Raw genomic sequence first — 17,757 nt, 5'->3', positions numbered from 1 at the left:
GGTCGTTGCCGACTGCTGCGGCAAATTGGCTTTCCATTGGGCCAGACCGCGCGCCGGGGCAGCCGCTCATGCTGCCCGGCGCGTTTCGCTTCTAGCTTGCCTTAGGTGCCGCGACGACAAGTGCCACGATGCGCCTGACCAGCGGCAGGACCAGAAGCAGCGTCGGGAACGCCACCAGCCAGGACAGAGCCCAGGCGGCGGGCCAGGTCGACAGGAAGGCCGGCGTCGGCCCAAGGCTCTTCAGCGTCGAGATGGCCGAGACGACAGACGACATCAGCACCGAGAGCACCAGTGGCATGATGATGGCGGCATAACGCGCGGGCAGCTTCCCGCATGTGCGGGGATGGGAACGTAAGCTCATGGGATCACTCATTGGAAGCAGTCGATCACGAGAGTGCAAGTCATGGCATTCCTCCCGGTCGCGACCGGTTGAATGCGTTGCTTGACGTGAGACGCTTACGGCATGCGTGGAACGCAGCGCGGCCTAGATAGCTTTGACCGTTGCGGAATGCAACGGTGCCGGGCATAGCTTTTCGGGTGGCTTTTGCCGGTGAAGGTCCTGCTTTATGGTCGCCGCACCTTGAGGGAGGACACCAGTGTCGATCGAATTCCTGCTGACCACACTGATCATCGTCGCATCGCCCGGCACGGGCGTCGTCTACACACTGGCGGCGGGGCTGTCGCGCGGCGGCAAGGCGAGCATGCTTGCGGCATTCGCCTGCACGCTCGGCATCGTGCCGCATCTGATCGCCGCGCTGACCGGCCTTGCCGCGCTGCTGCACACCAGCGCGCTGTTGTTCGAGGTCGTCAAATATGCCGGCGTTGCCTATCTGCTCTACATGGCCTGGCAAAGCCTGCGTGAGCAGGGCGCGCTGAAGGTCGAGGCCGATGCCGATCCGCGCAGCGCATGGCAGGTGCTGGTCGACGGCATCCTGATCAACGTGTTGAACCCGAAGCTGTCGATCTTCTTCGTTGCCTTCCTGCCGCAGTTCATTGCGCCCAACGAAGCCAACGTGCTGGGACGCATGCTCGAACTGTCCAGTGTATTCATGCTGGCGACCTTCGTCATTTTCGCCATCTACGGCCTGTGTGCAGCGGCCGTGCGCGACAAGGTGACGGGTAGCCCGCGCGTCATGACCTGGATGCGGCGGACGTTCGCCGCCGCCTTTGTCATGCTCGGCGCCAAGCTGGCCCTGACGGAACGCTGAAAGTGGTCCTGTCGGCCGGGTTGCCCGGCCGTCGTGGCTGCGCTTTAGTCGGGTTCGATGCCATTGTGAGCCGAGCCTGACGAAATGCAGTTCCAAATTGCCCTGGAAGATCCAGCCAAGCCTGACGTGATCGCGCTTTTGGAGGCGGGCGACGCCTATGGCGCTTCGCTCTATCCTGCCGAAAGCAACCACTTCCTGCCGCTGGAGGCGTTGCGGGCGCCCAATGTGCGCTTCGTCGTTGCCCGCGACGGGCAGGGCACGGCACTCGCCACCGGGGCCGTCGCGCTGTCGGACGATTTTGCCGAGCTCAAGCGCATGTGGGTGGTACCTGAAGCCAGGGGCAAGGGCATTTCCAAGGCCGTTCTCGCAGACCTCGAGGCGCGGGTGATCGAGGCTGGCCAGTCGTTGTTGCGCCTGGAAACCGGCATCGACAATCATGAGGCCCTGGCGCTCTATGAGCGCCAGGGCTTTGCCCGCCGCGGGCCCTTCGGCGACTACCGCGAGGACCCGCTCAGCGTGTTCATGGAAAAGCAGCTCGGCGCGGCCGCCGCCTGATCAGCGCCGCCCCGGAATTTCCGCTTACTTCGCGCTCGCCGGGAATGCGGGCAGCTTGGCGATGTCGTTGGCATCATGCTGGACGACGAGCGTCGCATCAAGCGCCTTCGCCATGTCCTGAAGCCTGCCCATCGAGGCCAGCGACTGTGCCCTGTCGACGTTGAAGGGCGGCACGCCGTTGTTCGTGAACTGCTCCTCGAAATGTACGGTGTCGCCGCTCAACAGCACGGCTCCCTTGCCGGCGAGCCGGACAAGCAGCGAGTAGCTTCCATGGGTGTGGCCGGGCGTCGACAGCATGACGACAGAGCCGTCGCCGAACACATCCTTGTCGCCTTCGACTGTATTGACCGGCGCCTTGCCGTCGAGCCATGGCTTGACCAGCGACGGGTCGACGGCGAAGGCCGGCGGTTCGGCGCGAAAGCCGTCGAGGTCGGCCTTGCCGATCAGCAACCTGGCCTGCGGGAAGTCGGTGGCCTGGCCGACATGGTCGAAATGGTTGTGGCTGATGCCGACGGTTTCGATCTTGTCAGGCGCCACGCCGATCTCGGACAACTGGTCCTTGATCGTCTTTGACAGGCTCGGCTTCATGCCGTTGCCCTCCTGCGATGCGCCGAGCAGTGCGGCCGGCAGGCCGGTGTCCCACAGCATGTAGGATGCGTCGTGGCGGATCAGGTAGCAGCTGTCGGTCAGCGTGCGTTGTTCGCCCTGATAGCGCAACGTGTCGGAGAAGGCGGAGAGATCGCTGATCTTGATCGATCCACAATCGAGGCGCCAGAGTTCGATCTCGGCGGCCTGAGCGGTGTCCATGGCCGGCAGGGCCAGCATGGCGGCCAGCAGAAATTGTGCAGTTTTCACTTGGGATCTCCTTGAATGCGGCTGCGGCGATTGCCGACGCCGCGCAAAATGGCCTGCTGGCGCAGGGCGAGCGTGCCCGGAATGGCGGCGATATGTACCCGAAACGCTCAAAGTGACGTCGACAGCGCCATTGCAGGTGCTACTGTTGGGGTATGCTCAAACCAGTCGAAGACGCCCAAAGCACATTGTCGCGACGCCTGCTGCAACTCCTGCGGCCGCTGGAGATGTCGAGCCGCACGGCGCGCGGGCCGGGGCTGCACACATTCGCCCGCCAACTGTTCAGCTATTGCTGCATCGAGCGCGAGCGACTGGTGAGCGTTGTTTCGGAAATGCCGAGAATCGGCATCGTGCTTAGCGGCGAAAAGGAGTTCTGGCTCGGCGACGCCGGCCAGCGTTTCGTGGCGGGTGATGTGTTCGTGCTGCCGGCGGGTACGCCGTTCGACGCGGTCAACATTCCCTCTGAAGCCAACGGCCTCTACGAGTCGCTGCTGCTCGAGGTCACCCAGGTGCCGAAATGGGTGCAGGAAATGCCGGGCGCTGCCCGCCCAGTCGTCGGCTTCGACCTGCGCGTGCCACTGTCTCAGGAACTCGTCGATGCGCTCGGCCATGCCGCCATCTCGCTCGGCGGGTCCGATCATGCCGCGGTGCTGGTCGAACATCGCCTCGCCGAAGTGCTGATCCTGCTCAGGAAGTTGCCGGTGGCACAGCCGCTGTTTGCGCAGTCGCTGGCCGAGCGCGCAGCATGGCTGGTGGCGCGCGCGCCGGCCAGGCGCTGGACGGCCGAGGAGATCGGGCGAGAGCTCGGTGTCGGCGCCTCGACGCTGCGGCGCAAGCTGGTCGAAGCGGGCACCTCGTTGCGCGGCGTCCAGGCGTCGGCCAGGATGCAACTGGCGCATGAGATGCTGGCGCGCGGCGAGGGCAACATCACCGATGCGGCCGATGCCGCCGGATACGCTTCGAGGTCGCATTTCGCCCGCCGCTTCCAGGCGGTCTATGGCGCGTCTCCGGCTGAAGTCCGGCTGCGCCAGCCAACGCAGCAGGGTTGATCCGCGCAAAACCTTGCCGGAAGGCCGGCAGGGGAGGATACTGCCTCTCCGTGGATGCATTTTAGGGCGATGACCCGGATGCCCGCCCCGGCCTTCATGCCGTGCTCCGTGGCACCGGAGGGAGGTGTGCAGTGACGACATACATCATGCTGATCAACTGGACCGACCAGGGCGTGCGCGACGTTCGTTCGTCGCCCAAGCGGCTCGACGCGGCCAAGAAGCTGCTCGGTGAAATGGGCGGCTCATTCAAGCAGTTCTATCTGACCATGGGCGAGTACGACATGGTGGCGGTCGCGGAGGCGCCCGACGATGCGGTGGTGGCGCGTTTCGCGCTGATCCTGGGACAGGCCGGCAACATCAGGACACGCACGCTGAAAGCCTTCCCCGAACTTGCCTATCGCGAGATTATCGCTTCGATGGGCTAGGCGGATCACCACGGCGCAAGCCCGCTGCCTGCGCCGTGGCTCGAAACGCCTCGACTGAATCAAGATGACCGTCTAAGCTTCGGAAAAACAACGGGAAGAACCAGATGTCGTTTCTGAAGAGACTTTTTGGCGGGGGCGGGAGCTCTGTCGAGACCCAGACGGCAGCGGTGGCCAAGGAGATCGAATACAAGGGCTTTGCCATCAAGGCGATGCCGTACAAGGAAGGCGGCCAGTTCCAGACCTGCGGCATCGTTTCCAAGGATGTCGAGGGCGTGGTCAAGGAACACAAGTTCATCCGCGCCGACCGTTTCGCAGCGCTCGACGACGCGGTCGAGGTGTCGCTGACCAAGGGCCGTCAGCTCGTCGACGAGCAGGGCGAACGCATGTTCGGCTGACGGAGCGCGCGCCTCGTGCCGCTTCATCATGTTGCCCTAATGCAACTTTTTGTCGCAATGAGAGCTTTCTGTTCGATCCTGCCTTGCGTGGCGGATTCATGAAACCCTAGGGTTGTCGCATCCGAATCTGGGAATGCTCATGAAAGCCGTTCTTCTCGCCTCGTCGATCCTCTTTGCCGCAACCGGCGCCGGCGTGGCTGCCGATGCGGTCGCAGCTGACCCGGTGGCAGCACCTTACAACTGGACCGGCTTCTATGCCGGCGTTCATGGCGGCTACTCTTGGGGCAGTGGTGACGGTGCTTATCCGCACCCTGTCATCGGACGCTTCGAGACAGCGTATCCCGAGGCCCGCGGCGGCCTGCTGGGTGCCCAGGTCGGCTACAACCATCAGTGGGGTTCATGGGTTCTCGGCCTGGAGGGCGATCTGTCCTACTCCTGGGCGGATGGGAGCTCCAGGATCAACGAATTTCCCGCCGAGACGGACAATGGTGCGCGCAACGACAACGAGTATTCGTTCCTTGCCAGCATCACCGGCCGTGCCGGCTACGCGGTCGACCGCACCTTGTTCTATGGCAAGGCGGGCATTGGCTTTACGCGGCTCGAAATGAGCGACTTCACGGACCCGAACACCTTCAACTCACGTGGATCCAAGACGCTGACCGGCTGGACGATTGGCGGCGGCGTGGAGCATGCGCTGAACGACAAGTGGTCGGTGAAGGGCGAGTACCAGTTCTATCACTTCTCGGGCGACGTGGCGCTGGACGATCCCATTCCGTTTCGCTCCTATGAGGGCGATTTCAACGTCCACGCCGTCAAGATCGGCCTGAACTACAAGTTCTGAGGCGCGCCATATCAACCCTGGCCTCGCGCCGGGGTTTTTTTGTTTCCGAGGGCTGTGGCCAAGCCTAGCCGAGCGACCTGACATAACCGATGTAGCCGCGCACGTCGTTGGCTGGTTCGGTGTAGGCGTCGCCCAGCGATTTCTCCATGGCCGCAACATAGGCCTTTGCCCAGGCCGGCAGCGGATAGTCGATGACGGCGAGGAATTCCAGGGTCGCGGCGAGCCGGATGTCGGCGATTGACGGGCTGTCGCCGCCGATGAAGGGCTTGTCCTTGATGTAGAAGGAGCGAAACACGTCGAGCGGCTCGGCGAGGGCTTCGACGGCGGCCTGGCGCGCCTTTTCCTTTGTCGGCGCGTCAGCGTCGCTGTAGCCGACTTCGCCGGGATATTGCGGGAAGTTGAGTGCCGGGTAGGTGGCGCGCGCGAGATAGGGATAGAATGTGCCGATGAGGTAGAACATCGCGCTGTCGATCATCGCGCGCCGCTCGGCATCCCTGGGGTAGAGGTTGTCCAGTCCGTGCTTGTTGGAGAGGTACTGCATGATGGCGCAGCTCTCCCACAACACGCCGTTTGGTAATTCGGCGCTTTCGATCATCGGTGTGAGATGGGCCGGGCATGCAGCGAGATATTCCGGCGTGCGGGTCTGGCCGTAGACGTCCTTTTCGGTGAAGCCGAGTCCCGAGGCACGCAGGAACACCCGCGCGCTCAAGTTGTTGACGCTTGGCTTGATGACGTTGAGCGTGATGTCGGCCATGTCAGCTTCTCCCGGGTTCAGCTCTTGCGATAGGGATCCTTGGGTTCCCGCCCGGCCGACAGGGTCGACCGGCTGCGCTCGGTGAGCGCCTCGATGGCGTCGGCAAGGTGGATTTCGGCGATGTTGTAGTCACCGCGGGCGACCCTGACCTTGTGCGCCTCCATCAAAACGTCGGCATGGGTATGCCCCGCCGGCGGCTCGAACCGGTAGGAGGCGAGCTCGATCAGGAGGCCGAGGGGATCCTCGAAATAGATCGAATCCATGAAGCCGCGATCCTTGACGCCGCTGTGCTTGATGGCGCGCTCGTCGAGGCGCTCGACGGCCTGCAGGAACGTCACCCGCGAGACAGAGAAGGCGATGTGGTGCACGCAGCCGACGTCGGTCGGCGTCCGCTTCGGGTCAGGCTTGCGGTTCTCGTCGGTGAAGATGGTAATCAGGCGGCCGTCGCCGGGATCGAAATAGAGGTGGCTCTCGCTTGCCTTGTCGAGATTGGGTTGCTCGAAGATGAAAGGCATGCCCAAAATGCCTTCCCAGAAGTCGATCGAGGTGTTCCGGTCAGCGCCGACAAGGGTGATGTGGTGTACGCCTTGCGCCTGGAGCTTTCGCATGTGCAATCCTCCGTCGGCAGCAGTGTCGCACAAGCCCCATCACAAGCAATAGACCGAAGGAGTGGCGCTGTCTGGCCTTGCTGACACTTGGACGTGCACGCAGCAATCGAATTTCAAACAAAAAACCCCGGCATTGGGCCGGGGTCTGTGTGTGCCGCGTGCGAACGAAGCCTTGGCGCCAGAGCGTCAGCTCCTGAGGCCGGGGGCTTCCTGGCCGGTGCGCTCGACATATTCAGTGTAGCCGCCGCCATAGGTGTGGATGCCGTCAGGGGTGAGCTCGAGCACGCGATTGGACAAGGCGGCGAGGAAATGGCGGTCGTGCGAGACGAACAGCATGGTGCCCTCATATTGCGAGAGCGCAGTAATCAGCATTTCCTTGGTGGCGATATCCAGATGGTTGGTGGGTTCGTCGAGCACCAGCAGGTTGGGCGGATCAAACAGCATGATCGCCATCACAAGGCGGGCCTTTTCACCGCCTGACAGCACGCGGCACTTCTTTTCGATCTCGTCGCCGGAGAAGCCGAAGCAGCCGGCGAGCGCGCGCAACGGTGCCTGGCCGGCCTGCGGGAAGGTGTCCTCGAGTTGCTGGAATACGGTACGATCGCCGTCGAGCAGATCCATGGCGTGCTGGGCGAAATAGCCCATCTTGACGCTGGGGCCGCGCGCGACCGTGCCGTTGTCGGGATTGGAGGCGCCAGCGACAAGCTTCAGCAGCGTCGACTTGCCGGCGCCGTTGATGCCCATGATACACCAGCGTTCCCTGCGGCGAACCTGGAAGTCGAGGCCTTCATAGATGGTTTTCGAGCCATAGCTCTTGTGCACGTTCTTGAGCGTGACCACGTCCTCGCCCGAGCGCGGTGCCGGCTGGAATTCGAACGACACTGTCTGGCGGCGCTTCGGCGGTTCGACCTTGTCGATCTTGTCGAGCTTCTTGACCCGGCTCTGCACCTGGGCGGCGTGCGAGGCGCGCGCCTTGAAGCGTTCGATGAAGGCGATTTCCTTGGCCAGCATCGCCTGCTGGCGTTCGAACTGGGCCTGCTGCTGCTTGTCGGCCAGCGCTCGCTGCTGCTGGTAGAACTCGTAGTTGCCGGTGTAGGCGGTCAGCGAGCCGCCGTCGATTTCGACGACCTTGTTGACGATGCGGTTCATGAACTCGCGGTCGTGCGAGGTCATCAAAAGCGCGCCGTCATAGTTCTTGAGGAAGGCTTCGAGCCAGATCAGGCTTTCCAAGTCGAGATGGTTGCTCGGCTCGTCGAGCAAAAGCGCGTCGGGGCGCATCAACAGGATCTTGGCGAGTGCAACGCGCATCTTCCAGCCGCCGGAGAGCGCGCCGACGTCGCCGTCCATCATTTCCTGGGAGAAGCCGAGACCGTCGAGCACCTCGCGGGCGCGGCCGTCGAGTGAATAGCCGTCGAGCTCCTCGAAACGGCCCTGGACCTCGCCATAGCGCTCGATGATCTGGTCCATCTCATCGGCGCGGTCGGGATCGACCATCGCCGCTTCCAGCTCGCGCATCTCGGCGATCAGCTCGCTGATCGGACCGGCGCCGTCCATCACCTCGGTGACCGGGCTGCGGCCTGCCATGTCGCCGACATCCTGGCTGAAATAGCCGATGGTGACGCCGCGGTCGACCGAGACCTGGCCTTCGTCGGGCTGCTCCTGGCCGGTGATCATGCGGAACAGTGTCGTCTTGCCGGCGCCGTTCGGGCCGACGAGGCCGACCTTCTCGCCCTTCTGCAGGGCCGCCGAGGCCTCGATGAAGACGAGTTGCTTGCCGTTCTGCTTGCCGATGTTTTCGAGACGAATCATGATTTGTAGGACCCAGAGGATTGGTCGGGTCACCACGCCATCGGTTGCGCCCGCAAAAGAGATCGCCCGTAAAGCACTCCGCACCTTGGCGCGCAAGGGCCGCCGATGTCACAGGCACCGGCGGCGCGGAGACAAAAGCATCTTGCTAACCGAGCAAGTGGCGCAGGACGCCGGCCGACGCGATGCCGACGATGACGGTCGGCAGCATCGACAGCCGCGTCGCCGCAAGCACGGTGATGGCGAGCGCCAGAAGATCGGCCGGATTGTCGGAGACAAAATCAGGCGCGATGACCGAGATCAGCACGCAGCCCGGTGCTGCTTCCATGACAGCAGTGGCGCGCGGGCTCAGCGTCCGGTTGCGCAGCATGACGTAGCCGCCGATGCGGGTGAGGTATGTGACGCTGGCCATCAAGACGATGGCGAGAAGGTTGATCTGGTCGATCATGCTTCACCTGCCAGGACATAGGCCGCAACGAGGCCGGACAATGCGCCGGCGGCGACATACCAGGCGCCGGGAACCAGGAGATAGACGATGGCGGCAACGACGAGGCTGACCAGCCATGGCCGTGCGGCGGCGACGCCTTTCCACATGCCGGCGAGCAGCACAAGGAACACCGCCGGGAAAGCCATGTCGAAGCCATAGGCCTCGACGTCGCCGAGCACCGGGCCAAGTGCGCCGCCAAGCCCGGTGAAGACGACCCAGGCGAGGTAGAAGGGGATCGATGCGCCGGCATAATAGGGCAGGCTGAAGGCCGGGCCTGAGCCCGCCGCAGCACGTTTCCTGGCGTCGGCAAGCCCGAGCGCCCAGCTCTCGTCGCACATCAGGAAAAGTGCCGGAAATACCTTGCGCCTGGGCAGGTGGCGCAGGAACGGCGCAAGGGCCGCTCCCATCAAGAGGTGGCGGCTGTTGACCAGGAAGGTGATGGCGACGATGAGCAGCACATGCGGCGGCGAGGTCCACAGCTGGATCGCGGCGAATTCGGAGCCGCCGGCGAAGTTCAGGCCGGTCATCAACGGCACCTCGACAGGGCTCAGCCCCTTCTGCGCCGCCTGGGCGCCAAGCACCAGCGCATAAGGCACGATGCCGAGCAGCACCGGCGTGCAAGAGCGCATGCCGCGCCAGAACTCGGAACCGCTGCCGCCTTCTGCCCGGTCGGACAATGTGGCCTGTGAAACACTCATGCAATCATCCCGCGCGCCTTGCGGGGCGCGCCTTCCCAAAAGGTTCGAGGTGATGGTGTCGAACGGCAATCTAGTCCAAGGCGGGCGCAATTTGGTTGCGAAGATTGTTGAGTTTGGTGCCGATATGGCATCTGATGCGGCAGATGGCTAAAAAATTGGAATTCTGAGCCAATGAAGCTGGATGACATCGACAAGCGCATCCTGCGTGCCTTGCAGCGCGACGGCCGGATGGCCAACAATGATCTGGCGCGCGAGGTCGGACTGTCGCCGTCGCCCTGCCTGCGGCGCGTCAAGCTGCTGGAGGAGGCGGGGGTCATCGACCGCTACGTCGCCATGCTCAATCCGGCCAAGATCGGCAAGGGGCAGACTTTTTTCACCCGGATATGGCTGAAAGCGCAGGACGAGGACACGATCGAGCACTTCGCCGCCGAGGTGGCGAAGCTGCCCGAAGTGCTGGAATGCTACCTGATGCTCGGCGACTGCGATGCCATGGTGCGCGTCGTGGCCGCCAACATCGACGCCTACCGGCGCTTCCAGTCCGAGCATCTCAGCCGCATCAAGGGCGTGCAGAACGTCAAGACCGACGTGCCGAGCCAGACGATCAAACAGACGTCGGAGATGCCACTCTAGGCGGCATTGGGGGAGAAAAGGGCCCCGGCGGTTGCCGGGGCCATTCGTTTTCGTCAGGCGGGCTGGACCAGGTTGGCCAGCAGGCGGAAGGCGCCGGGCACCAGCTTGTCGAGCTGGTGGTGCAGCACGAGCGAGGTGTGGGTGTGGCGGCCCTTGCCGATCTCGGCCGACAGCAGCGAGCCTTGCAGCTTGTCCTCGCCCTTGTCGCTCATCGCCAGCAGCGGCTTATAGGCCTTGTCCCACTCGGAGGCGAAGTAAAGGCCGCGCTCCTTGTCCCAGTTTGCCCAATCCTCCGGCCCGATCTTGTTGGGCTTGTTGAGCAGCGGGTGCTCGGGCTCCAGGATATCGACCTCGGAACTAGCGTCGGTGACGCGGTAGCGGATCGAGGGCGAGCCGATCTTGAGGAACAGCGGTGGCACTTTCTCGGCATCCCAGCCGTCGCTGGGGCGGTGGTAGAGCGTGACCAGATGGCCGCCATCCTGCACCCACTTGTGCAGTTCGGGCACGGCTTTGGCGAGGTCCTTGCGCTTGCCGAAAGCGAAGATGCCGACGACGATGGTCTTGAGGTCGCGATATGCACCCTGTCCGACTTCGGCCGGGCTGAGCTCGACGACATCGATGCCGAGGCGCTTCATCCACAGGCCGACCTTGTCGCTGCCGCCGCCGATGTAGCCGACCTTCAGGCCGGTCAGCTCGGCGCCCACCGTCTGTACCGGAACCGACACCCTGGTCGGCACGACGGAGCGGCCGATATGTGGGTAGGTGAAGGTGTTGATGGCATAGGCGTCCTTGCCGAGCAGCTGGGGTTCGATGGCAAAGCGGGTTTCGCCGGGTTTCGCCGGCGGCTGCAGGTCGAAGGTGCCTGAGTTGCCAGACGCCTCACCCGACGGGTTGAGTGCCCAGCCTTCCGGCAGATCGATCTTGAGGTCGCCGACCTTGGCGTTGGTGACGGTGGCGGTCATGGCGACGGGTGCCAAGTCGGCAGCGGTATTGAACACCACCGCGTCCGGCTTCAGCTCGAGCGATGCCGCGGGCACCACCCGGAGCGCGTCCTCGAGGTCGACGTCGAGCACCGCCGAATGGCCGCCGATGTTGGCAGTCAGGCGCACGAAGGCATCGCCGTTGCCGCCGAGCGGGTCGAACTGCTCGGTAAGCGGATTGGTGAGCTCGGCGTCGGCTGCGACGGAAAGCTGGTCATTGCTCGCCGTCAGGCCCTTGCGGGCGATGATCTCGGCCGATTCAACGACAACGTTTTCAGGGGCTTCGACCAAGGTCTTGATGGTGATACTGTCGCCCGGCTTGAGGTCTTCGCCTGAGGTGAACGCTCTGACATGCATGCCTGCGGCGGTTGCCAGAACCAGGTCGATTTCGCGCGCCTTGCGGTCGAGGCGATGGGCAACCTCGGCGCGCAGCTCCTGCGGCAGCTGCTTGCGGGCCTCTGATATGGCCTTGGCAATCTCGACGGCCTTGGCGGTCACCACGACGGGGTCGCCATAGTCGGCGATGGCCTCGTCGATCAGGCCCTGGGCGTTGCGCAGGGCGTCCGCCGAGGAGGCCGGCATGCCGTCGAGCTTGGCAATGTCGCCGACGGTGGCGATCAGGCCCTCGCGGATGTCACCTTCGGTCTTTGCCGGCTCACCCTTGGCGACGCGGGCGAGATGCAGCTGCCACTCGGTCTGCGGCTCTTCCCGCCATTTGCCCATGCCCTGGGTCAGGTGGCAGGAGCGCGACCACTCGCCCATCTGCGGGAAGGTGGCTCCCGAGATCTTGTCGCGCTCGGGCGCAGTGACGGTCAGAGTGGTCGGGGGCGGGGGCGTTTCATCGTCATAGACGCCGCCACCACCGCCATAGGCCGGTGAATAGATCTTGGGCACGTTCCATGGGTCGAGGCCGGCGGCGAGCTGTTCGGGATACTCCTTGGCGTCGCCCGAAATGTCGGCGGAGATGAAGGTAGCAACGACGGCGGCGCGGTGCTGGCCGTGCTGGCCAGGCACGTCGAGGAAGCAGTTCATGACGATGTCGGGCTTGTACTGGCGGAACGCCCAGGTCATTCGCTCGACGACACGGTCGCGGCCCCAGCGGTCGATGGTGGCGTTGGGATCCTTGGAGAAGCCGAAATCGTGCACCGAATCGGAGTGGCCGCGGCCGCCGAAGGCGAGCGAAGCGTCAAGTGAGCGCGAGGCTTCCTGCATTTCGCGTGTGCGAAGCACGCCAAGCACCGAACCGCGCTCGGCGCCGATGCTGTTCTGGCCGCCTTCGCCGCGCGTGATGCAGTAGAGCACCGGGCGGATGCCGTAGACGTGGCGCAGGGCGGCGAGCAGGCCGCTTGGCTCATCATCGGGATGGGCGCCTGTGGTCATGAATGTGAGCGTCGAGGTGAGGCGCTCCAGGCGGCGGTGCAGGGTCACGATTGCCGGCTCAAGCTTCTGCCTGGCGATCAGTTCGAGGTCGGTGGCGGGCGTGGAGTGCGCAGCGGTGCGCATGGCCAGAAGGGCAGGCGGCAACGAGGCGATGAACAATCGCCGGGTCATCGTGGACATGGAAATCTCCTCTCGTAATCAGGCGGCGCCGTGAGGTGGCAGCTCCCCTCCCGTGGGCGCCTGCGCTGGCCAATGGAGCCAGCAAGCAGACTATGGCCAGCAAGATAAAATAACTCAAGTAAGTTTATGTAATTGAGAAGGTGCTTACCTATGGTGAGGCGCCGACGGCGGGAGTATGGGAAAGTGATGCCCTCTGCGCCTGCAGCGGCGGTGTTTTTCGCCTGTCGTCGCTTGCTTCGTCCTGTGCCTGCGACATTGGAGGCGGATGCTGGTCCGGCATCGAAAGACAACTGGATCAACGAGGGTGGGCAAGCACGGTGCCGGCACGCACCGACAATAAGAATCGGGCGAGCGCTGACTGCGTCCGCCCGATGGCAATCGTGGCGATCGTAAGGGTGCTATGCGGCAATGGCCGTATGGGCTGAGGATGCAACCAGCGCATCGACCTTGGCCGTTGCCTTGGCGAGGGCTGCCGTGACTGCGTCCGGGCCCATGCCGACGCCCTCGATACGGACGACCTCGACGTCGGTCATGCCGATGAAGCCGAGCACGCTGCGCAGATAGGGGATGGCGTGGTCCATCTGGACGGCAGCACCTTCCGAATAGATGCCGCCTGAGGCCAGCACGATATAGACCTTCTTGCCGGTGACCAGGCCTTTGGGGCCGTTTTCGCCATAAGCGAAGGTCTTGCCCGAGCGGGCGACGTGGTCGACCCACGATTTCAGCGTCGACGAGATGTTGAAGTTGATGAAGCCGGTGGCGAGGATGACGGTGTCGGCGGCAAACAACTCGTCGAGCACGGCGTCGGACACGCCGACGACCTCGGCCTGGCGCTTGGTCCGGGCTTCAGCCGGCGTGTAGATACCCGTGGCGTAGTCGGTATCGATATGCGGCAGCGGGTTGGCGACGAGGTCGCGGACGACGAGAGTGGCCGCGGGATCGGCGGCCACCAGCTTGTGGGCAAATTCGGTAGCGATGCGGGTCGAATGCGAGGCGGCACCGCGGGGGCTGGACGTGACAAGCAGGACGGACATGGCGGTTTCTCCTGGGGTTGGATTGTTCGATGCGTTGAATATGGTCGAGCCAACCCATTTGAAAAACTGGCATATTTTATATATTATCCATCGATAATCTGGATGGATAGATGCAGCCCAATCCCACCCTCGACCAGCTACAGGTCTTTGTCGTCGTGGCTGAAACCGGAAGTTTTTCCGCCGCCGGCCGCAAGCTCAACCGTGCGCAGTCGGTCATCAGCTATGCCATTGCCAATCTCGAGGCGCAGTTGGGTCTCAGGCTGTTCGAGCGCGAAGGCACGCGCGAGCCGCAGCTGACCGACGTCGGCAAGACGATGCTGGAAGATGCGCGCCGCATGATCGGCGTGCTGCAGCGGATCCGCTCGCGGGCCAGCGGCCATCAGCAGGGACTCGAGGCGGAGGTCGCGATGTCGGTCGAGGTCGCCTTGCCGTCGCCGGTGCTGGTCCCGGTGCTGAAGGCGTTCGAGGAGCGATTCCCGACCGTGGCGCTGCGCCTGCATGTCGGCTCGCTCGGGCTGATCGTCGATCAGGTCATGACCGGGCAGGCCGATCTCGGAGTGGGCGGCATAACTGGCGAGGACGAGGTGCAACTTGTTCGCCTTGGCTTCATGTCCATGGTGCCGGCAGCCGCTCCCGATCACCCGCTGGCGCAGATTTTAGGACCGGTGCCGCTGGAGGAAATGCGCGAGCACATCCAGCTTGTCGTGTCGGACCAGTCGGAGCGGACGCGCGGACGCGATTTCGGCGTGTTCGCCTATCGCACCTGGCGGCTGACCGACATGCGCACCAAACATGCGCTCATGCGCGAGGGGCTCGGCTGGGGCGGTCTGCCGCGCTGGCTGATCGCCGACGATCTGGCCAATGGCCGCCTGGTCGAGCTCAATCTCGAGCCTTACAGCGAGCAGCGCTCGCCGCTGTTTGCCATGCACCGCGCCGACAGCACGCCAAAGCCGGCGGCGGCCTGGCTGATCGAGCAGTTCAAGCGCGAGCTTGGCTGTTTCAACGAGTTCGAGCCGCAGCGCCATACAGCGACCGGCATGGCGTGAGCGTCAGGCCGGCTGCTCGGCCGTCATCAACCCGTCGATCAGCGCCGAGATGACCGCCATCTGGTCGGCGAAGGGCGCGCCCGTATCGATCGCCAGCGCGGCGCGATCGAAGGTGGCTGCGAGCAGGCTGGTAAGGGTGGTCAGCGGTAGCTTGCGCATTGCGCCGGCACGCATGGCCGCTGCGAGGCCTTCGCGCAGCGTGCGGTTGCCATGGCGGTCGTCGATGGCGTCCATGCCGGGACGGCCGAGCACCGCCGGGCCGTCGAGCAGCAAAAGCCGCGTCCGTCCCGGCATCTGCATCGCCCGGAGATAGGCTTCGGTACCGACAAGAAGCGCTTCGCGGGCGCCAAGGGAGACGGGTGCCGCGCGTTCGATCTCTTCGGCAACCGCATGCGCCTCCTGCTCGACGACCGCCGCAAACAGCGCCTGCTTGTCGCTGAAGTGGTGATAGAGCGCGCCGCGCGTGACGCCGGCCGCAGCCACGATCTCCGGCGTGCCGGTTTCGGCATAGGATTTTTCGGTGAACAGCCTGCGCGCGGCAGCGATCAGGTCGCCGCGCGTCGCCTCGGTGCGGTCACGGTTGGAACGGCGCTCGGTTTTCACTTGCATACATTCAGCCTGTATGTTAATTCGAATTTACATGCAGACTGTATGTTGATTGAGGAGAGAAGGAAAGCCATGAAAACGACAAGCTATTATCCCGTGATCATGACCGGCGACGTCGCCGGCACCGCCGCGTTCTACGTCAAGCACTTCCGCTTCGAGTCACAGTTTGATGCCGGCTGGTATGTCCATCTGCGGTCGGCGGAAGACAGGGACGTCAATCTCGCCATCGTCCAGGGCGATCACGAGACGATCCCCGAAGAGGGGCGCGGGCGGGTCGCCGGCCTGCTGATCAATTTCGAGGTCAAGGATGTCGATGCCGTGCATGCGCGGGTCGTCGCGGAAGGGCTGCCGATCCTGCGGTCGCTGCGCGACGAAGACTTCGGGCAGCGCCACTTCATCACCAGGGACCCCAATGGCGTTCTAATCGACGTCATCACGCCGATCCCGCCGAGCCCCGAGTTTCTGGCGCTGTATGCGCCGGGTACGGTTGACGCCTGAACGCAAACGAAAACGGAGGCGCCGCGAGGCGCCTCCGTCACTTTATCACTATGGCTTCAACCTGGCCGGCAGGCTCAGTCCTGGATGTAGCAACGCTTGCGCATGCCGGGCGCCGGATCGCCGAAGGTCTCGTTGTCGCAATCGACGCCGTCGCGGAAGACGCCTTCCTCGAACTGGCTCATCGTGCCGTAGCGCACTCGCTTGCGGCCGTAGAAATCGCAATAGTCGTTCTCGCTGGCGCAGGCCACCCAGCGCTTGCGGCGCGGTTCGCCATAGCCGCCATCGCCATAGTCGCGGCTGCGCCGGCCGCGCTCGACGATGTAGCATTCCTTGCGCAGGCCCGGTGCCGGATCGCCGAAGCTGCGGTTCGAGCAGCGGACCGCGGGCGCGTCGATGAAGCGCGAGGTGGTCCTGCCTTGCGCGCCATAGACGACTTCTGCCGGATAGGGCAGGCGGCAGGTGCCGCCTTCCGATGCGCAGCGGATCAGCCGTTGAGCCTCTGCAGGGGTGGGGGTGACGGCGGAGACGGTTGCCGCCAGTCCGGCGACGCAGATCGATGCGAAGGCCGTTCGCATCGTAAGGGTTTGGGCGATTGACACGATAGAAGTCCTCGAATCGTTGGAGGCCTCGACCTTAGCGAGCATGGCTTGAACGTAAGATGAATGCGGCGTTTTGAAGAAAGGTTCGGCGCCCGGCCAGACAAGATGCCCACGCAAAAGCTGCCAGCAGAAAACCGGCTATCACCCTTGCCTTGTCCACTTGCGGGGCTCTGGTGAGCAGCGGACGCTACCTCGCTCGACAACGGCCAAAATCATCCCAATACCTCCACCAGCGCCGTGCGCCGCGTACCTTCGTACATTTCAAACTGCCGTCCGGCGCGAAGGCGCTGGTGTGGCGCCAAAACTGACAGGAAATAGGCGCTCACATTACCCCTGTCGAACGCGAGCACGACGCTCCAGGTCTCTCCGGATGGCCAGTCCACGTCTTCTTCAAACCTTGCAGTGGTTGAATAGACCCCATCTGTCGGTTCAGGGTCGCCACCAAACCAGGTGAGGCGAACGCGTGCGGCAGGGATTCCAATCTGCTCGAGCATGCTGTTTCCAGTTTCGCGAGGCCAGAACCATTGGCAGCGCCTGATCTAGGCCTTGGCCGGGCGCTCCTGCACCGGATAGACCCGGTCGTAGGCTAGGTTGAAGACGAATGCGTAGGCCATGTAGAAACCCGCAAAGGACGCATCCATCAGCAGCGCCTGAAGAAGGCTCACGCCGAGATACCAGGCAATGAACGGCATCAGGACGGCGAGAAGCCCGACCTCGAACAGGACAGCGTGAGCGACACGCACAGGCAGCGATTTCCGGACGCTGCCTTTGATCGCCAGAAGCAGGTGGTCGAAGCCGAGATTGAACAGGTAGTTCCAGATCGTTGCGATCGTCGCGCTGACGATGGCGACGGCGCCGATGTCGCCCATCGGCATATGGAAAGCCCAGGCGCCAAGCGCGTGACCAGCGCCAGCCCGATCAGTTCGAAGCTGATGGCGTGGCGAACACGATCAAGAGTGGTGCGCATATTAGCCCCCGTGGGATTTCGGCCCGTTCCGAAAAAGCGTCCCAGATGGGGGAGATGGTCCTCGCTTCGGAAGCAAGATTAAGAACCGTGCCAGATGTTCAGTACTGCCATGGTCGGTTGTTCGATGGTGCCAGGGACGATCGCAGGCCTGTAACTGCC

The 17,757-nt window shown here is 63.7% G+C and carries 21 protein-coding genes and 1 pseudogene; 9 read left to right on the top strand and 13 right to left on the bottom strand.

Going from position 1 to position 17,757, the window contains the following annotated elements; all coding sequences use genetic code 11:
• Positions 1–91: 91 nt before the first annotated feature.
• Positions 92–361, bottom strand: coding sequence for a DUF2798 domain-containing protein (locus tag Amn_RS19570; RefSeq protein ID WP_083948529.1), 270 nt, complete (start codon positions 359–361; stop codon positions 92–94).
• A 235-nt stretch (positions 362–596) separates the two neighbouring features.
• On the opposite strand from Amn_RS19570, the gene Amn_RS19565 reads away from it, so the two are divergent.
• Complete coding sequence (locus Amn_RS19565; protein ID WP_286290964.1) at positions 597–1,208, top strand: LysE family translocator; 612 nt, start codon at positions 597–599, stop codon at positions 1,206–1,208.
• A gap of 84 nt (positions 1,209–1,292) precedes the next feature.
• Positions 1,293–1,763 (top strand): GNAT family N-acetyltransferase, encoded by a 471-nt coding sequence (locus Amn_RS19560; protein WP_286290963.1) that lies wholly within the window; start codon positions 1,293–1,295, stop codon positions 1,761–1,763.
• Between the two features lie 24 nt (positions 1,764–1,787).
• On the opposite strand, the gene Amn_RS19555 is transcribed toward Amn_RS19560, so the two are convergent.
• On the bottom strand, positions 1,788–2,618 hold the full coding sequence (locus tag Amn_RS19555; RefSeq protein ID WP_157097054.1) for an N-acyl homoserine lactonase family protein: 831 nt from the start codon (positions 2,616–2,618) through the stop codon (positions 1,788–1,790).
• A 152-nt stretch (positions 2,619–2,770) separates the two neighbouring features.
• Here Amn_RS19555 and Amn_RS19550 point away from each other — a divergent pair, with 152 nt between their 5' ends.
• The 4 genes from Amn_RS19550 (at position 2,771) to Amn_RS19535 (ending at position 5,325) form a co-directional block, all read left to right on the top strand.
• On the top strand, positions 2,771–3,664 hold the full coding sequence (locus Amn_RS19550) for a helix-turn-helix domain-containing protein (RefSeq protein WP_286290962.1): 894 nt from the start codon (positions 2,771–2,773) through the stop codon (positions 3,662–3,664).
• A 131-nt stretch (positions 3,665–3,795) separates the two neighbouring features.
• Positions 3,796–4,089, top strand: coding sequence for a GYD domain-containing protein (locus Amn_RS19545; protein WP_067959851.1), 294 nt, complete (start codon positions 3,796–3,798; stop codon positions 4,087–4,089).
• Positions 4,090–4,193: 104 nt separating this feature from the next.
• Positions 4,194–4,484: an HlyU family transcriptional regulator gene (locus tag Amn_RS19540; protein ID WP_067959855.1), complete on the top strand. Its 291-nt coding sequence runs from the start codon at positions 4,194–4,196 to the stop codon at positions 4,482–4,484.
• Positions 4,485–4,623: 139 nt separating this feature from the next.
• Entirely contained in the window at positions 4,624–5,325 is a 702-nt protein-coding gene (locus tag Amn_RS19535) for an outer membrane protein (protein WP_169808325.1), read from the top strand.
• A 64-nt stretch (positions 5,326–5,389) separates the two neighbouring features.
• Here the strand turns inward: Amn_RS19535 and Amn_RS19530 are convergent, their stop codons facing one another.
• The 5 genes from Amn_RS19530 to Amn_RS19510 form a co-directional block, all read right to left on the bottom strand.
• Positions 5,390–6,079: a glutathione S-transferase family protein gene (locus Amn_RS19530; RefSeq protein WP_067959860.1), complete on the bottom strand. Its 690-nt coding sequence runs from the start codon at positions 6,077–6,079 to the stop codon at positions 5,390–5,392.
• Positions 6,080–6,096: 17 nt separating this feature from the next.
• Entirely contained in the window at positions 6,097–6,687 is a 591-nt protein-coding gene (locus Amn_RS19525) for a VOC family protein (protein WP_067959863.1), read from the bottom strand.
• Positions 6,688–6,873: 186 nt separating this feature from the next.
• The gene (locus Amn_RS19520) at positions 6,874–8,496 is read right to left on the bottom strand and encodes an ABC-F family ATP-binding cassette domain-containing protein (protein WP_067959867.1); all 1,623 of its coding nucleotides are present in this window, start codon (positions 8,494–8,496) and stop codon (positions 6,874–6,876) included.
• A gap of 145 nt (positions 8,497–8,641) precedes the next feature.
• Positions 8,642–8,941 carry an AzlD family protein gene (locus Amn_RS19515; protein WP_067959871.1) on the bottom strand — a complete coding sequence of 100 codons (300 nt, stop codon included), beginning with the start codon at positions 8,939–8,941 and terminating at the stop codon, positions 8,642–8,644.
• Positions 8,938–9,678 carry an AzlC family ABC transporter permease gene (locus Amn_RS19510; protein ID WP_067959875.1) on the bottom strand — a complete coding sequence of 247 codons (741 nt, stop codon included), beginning with the start codon at positions 9,676–9,678 and terminating at the stop codon, positions 8,938–8,940. Before Amn_RS19510 ends, Amn_RS19515 begins: the two co-directional genes overlap by 4 nt.
• A gap of 171 nt (positions 9,679–9,849) precedes the next feature.
• Between Amn_RS19510 and Amn_RS19505 the strand changes: the two genes are divergently transcribed.
• Positions 9,850–10,308 carry an Lrp/AsnC family transcriptional regulator gene (locus Amn_RS19505; RefSeq protein WP_067959879.1) on the top strand — a complete coding sequence of 153 codons (459 nt, stop codon included), beginning with the start codon at positions 9,850–9,852 and terminating at the stop codon, positions 10,306–10,308.
• Positions 10,309–10,361: 53 nt separating this feature from the next.
• Here the strand turns inward: Amn_RS19505 and Amn_RS19500 are convergent, their stop codons facing one another.
• Positions 10,362–12,848, bottom strand: a complete 2,487-nt coding sequence (locus Amn_RS19500) for a PIG-L family deacetylase (RefSeq protein ID WP_067959881.1) — start codon at positions 12,846–12,848, stop codon at positions 10,362–10,364.
• A 398-nt stretch (positions 12,849–13,246) separates the two neighbouring features.
• Complete coding sequence (locus Amn_RS19495) at positions 13,247–13,882, bottom strand: FMN-dependent NADH-azoreductase (RefSeq protein ID WP_182573263.1); 636 nt, start codon at positions 13,880–13,882, stop codon at positions 13,247–13,249.
• Between the two features lie 110 nt (positions 13,883–13,992).
• Between Amn_RS19495 and Amn_RS19490 the strand changes: the two genes are divergently transcribed.
• Positions 13,993–14,928 (top strand): LysR family transcriptional regulator, encoded by a 936-nt coding sequence (locus Amn_RS19490; RefSeq protein ID WP_286290961.1) that lies wholly within the window; start codon positions 13,993–13,995, stop codon positions 14,926–14,928.
• 3 nt (positions 14,929–14,931) lie between these two features.
• On the opposite strand, the gene Amn_RS19485 is transcribed toward Amn_RS19490, so the two are convergent.
• Positions 14,932–15,537: a TetR/AcrR family transcriptional regulator gene (locus Amn_RS19485; protein ID WP_263006521.1), complete on the bottom strand. Its 606-nt coding sequence runs from the start codon at positions 15,535–15,537 to the stop codon at positions 14,932–14,934.
• A 69-nt stretch (positions 15,538–15,606) separates the two neighbouring features.
• Between Amn_RS19485 and Amn_RS19480 the strand changes: the two genes are divergently transcribed.
• Complete coding sequence (locus Amn_RS19480; RefSeq protein ID WP_067959892.1) at positions 15,607–16,032, top strand: VOC family protein; 426 nt, start codon at positions 15,607–15,609, stop codon at positions 16,030–16,032.
• Positions 16,033–16,106: 74 nt separating this feature from the next.
• Here Amn_RS19480 and Amn_RS19475 read toward each other — a convergent pair whose 3' ends face one another.
• The 3 genes and pseudogenes from Amn_RS19475 to Amn_RS19465 all read right to left on the bottom strand — a co-directional run bounded on the left by Amn_RS19475 (position 16,107) and on the right by Amn_RS19465 (position 17,598).
• Positions 16,107–16,631: a hypothetical protein gene (locus Amn_RS19475; RefSeq protein ID WP_083948758.1), complete on the bottom strand. Its 525-nt coding sequence runs from the start codon at positions 16,629–16,631 to the stop codon at positions 16,107–16,109.
• A 212-nt stretch (positions 16,632–16,843) separates the two neighbouring features.
• Complete coding sequence (locus Amn_RS19470) at positions 16,844–17,125, bottom strand: hypothetical protein (RefSeq protein ID WP_286290960.1); 282 nt, start codon at positions 17,123–17,125, stop codon at positions 16,844–16,846.
• A gap of 45 nt (positions 17,126–17,170) precedes the next feature.
• Positions 17,171–17,598 (bottom strand): annotated as a pseudogene (locus tag Amn_RS19465) (PACE efflux transporter).
• Between the last annotated feature and the right edge of the window lie 159 nt (positions 17,599–17,757).

It is taken from the genome of Aminobacter sp. Y103A (genome assembly GCF_030294925.1).
Classification (GTDB): domain Bacteria; phylum Pseudomonadota; class Alphaproteobacteria; order Rhizobiales; family Rhizobiaceae; genus Aminobacter; species Aminobacter ciceronei.
Note: the sequence above shows the minus strand (reverse complement) of the source record. Positions and strands in the feature narration are given on the sequence as shown.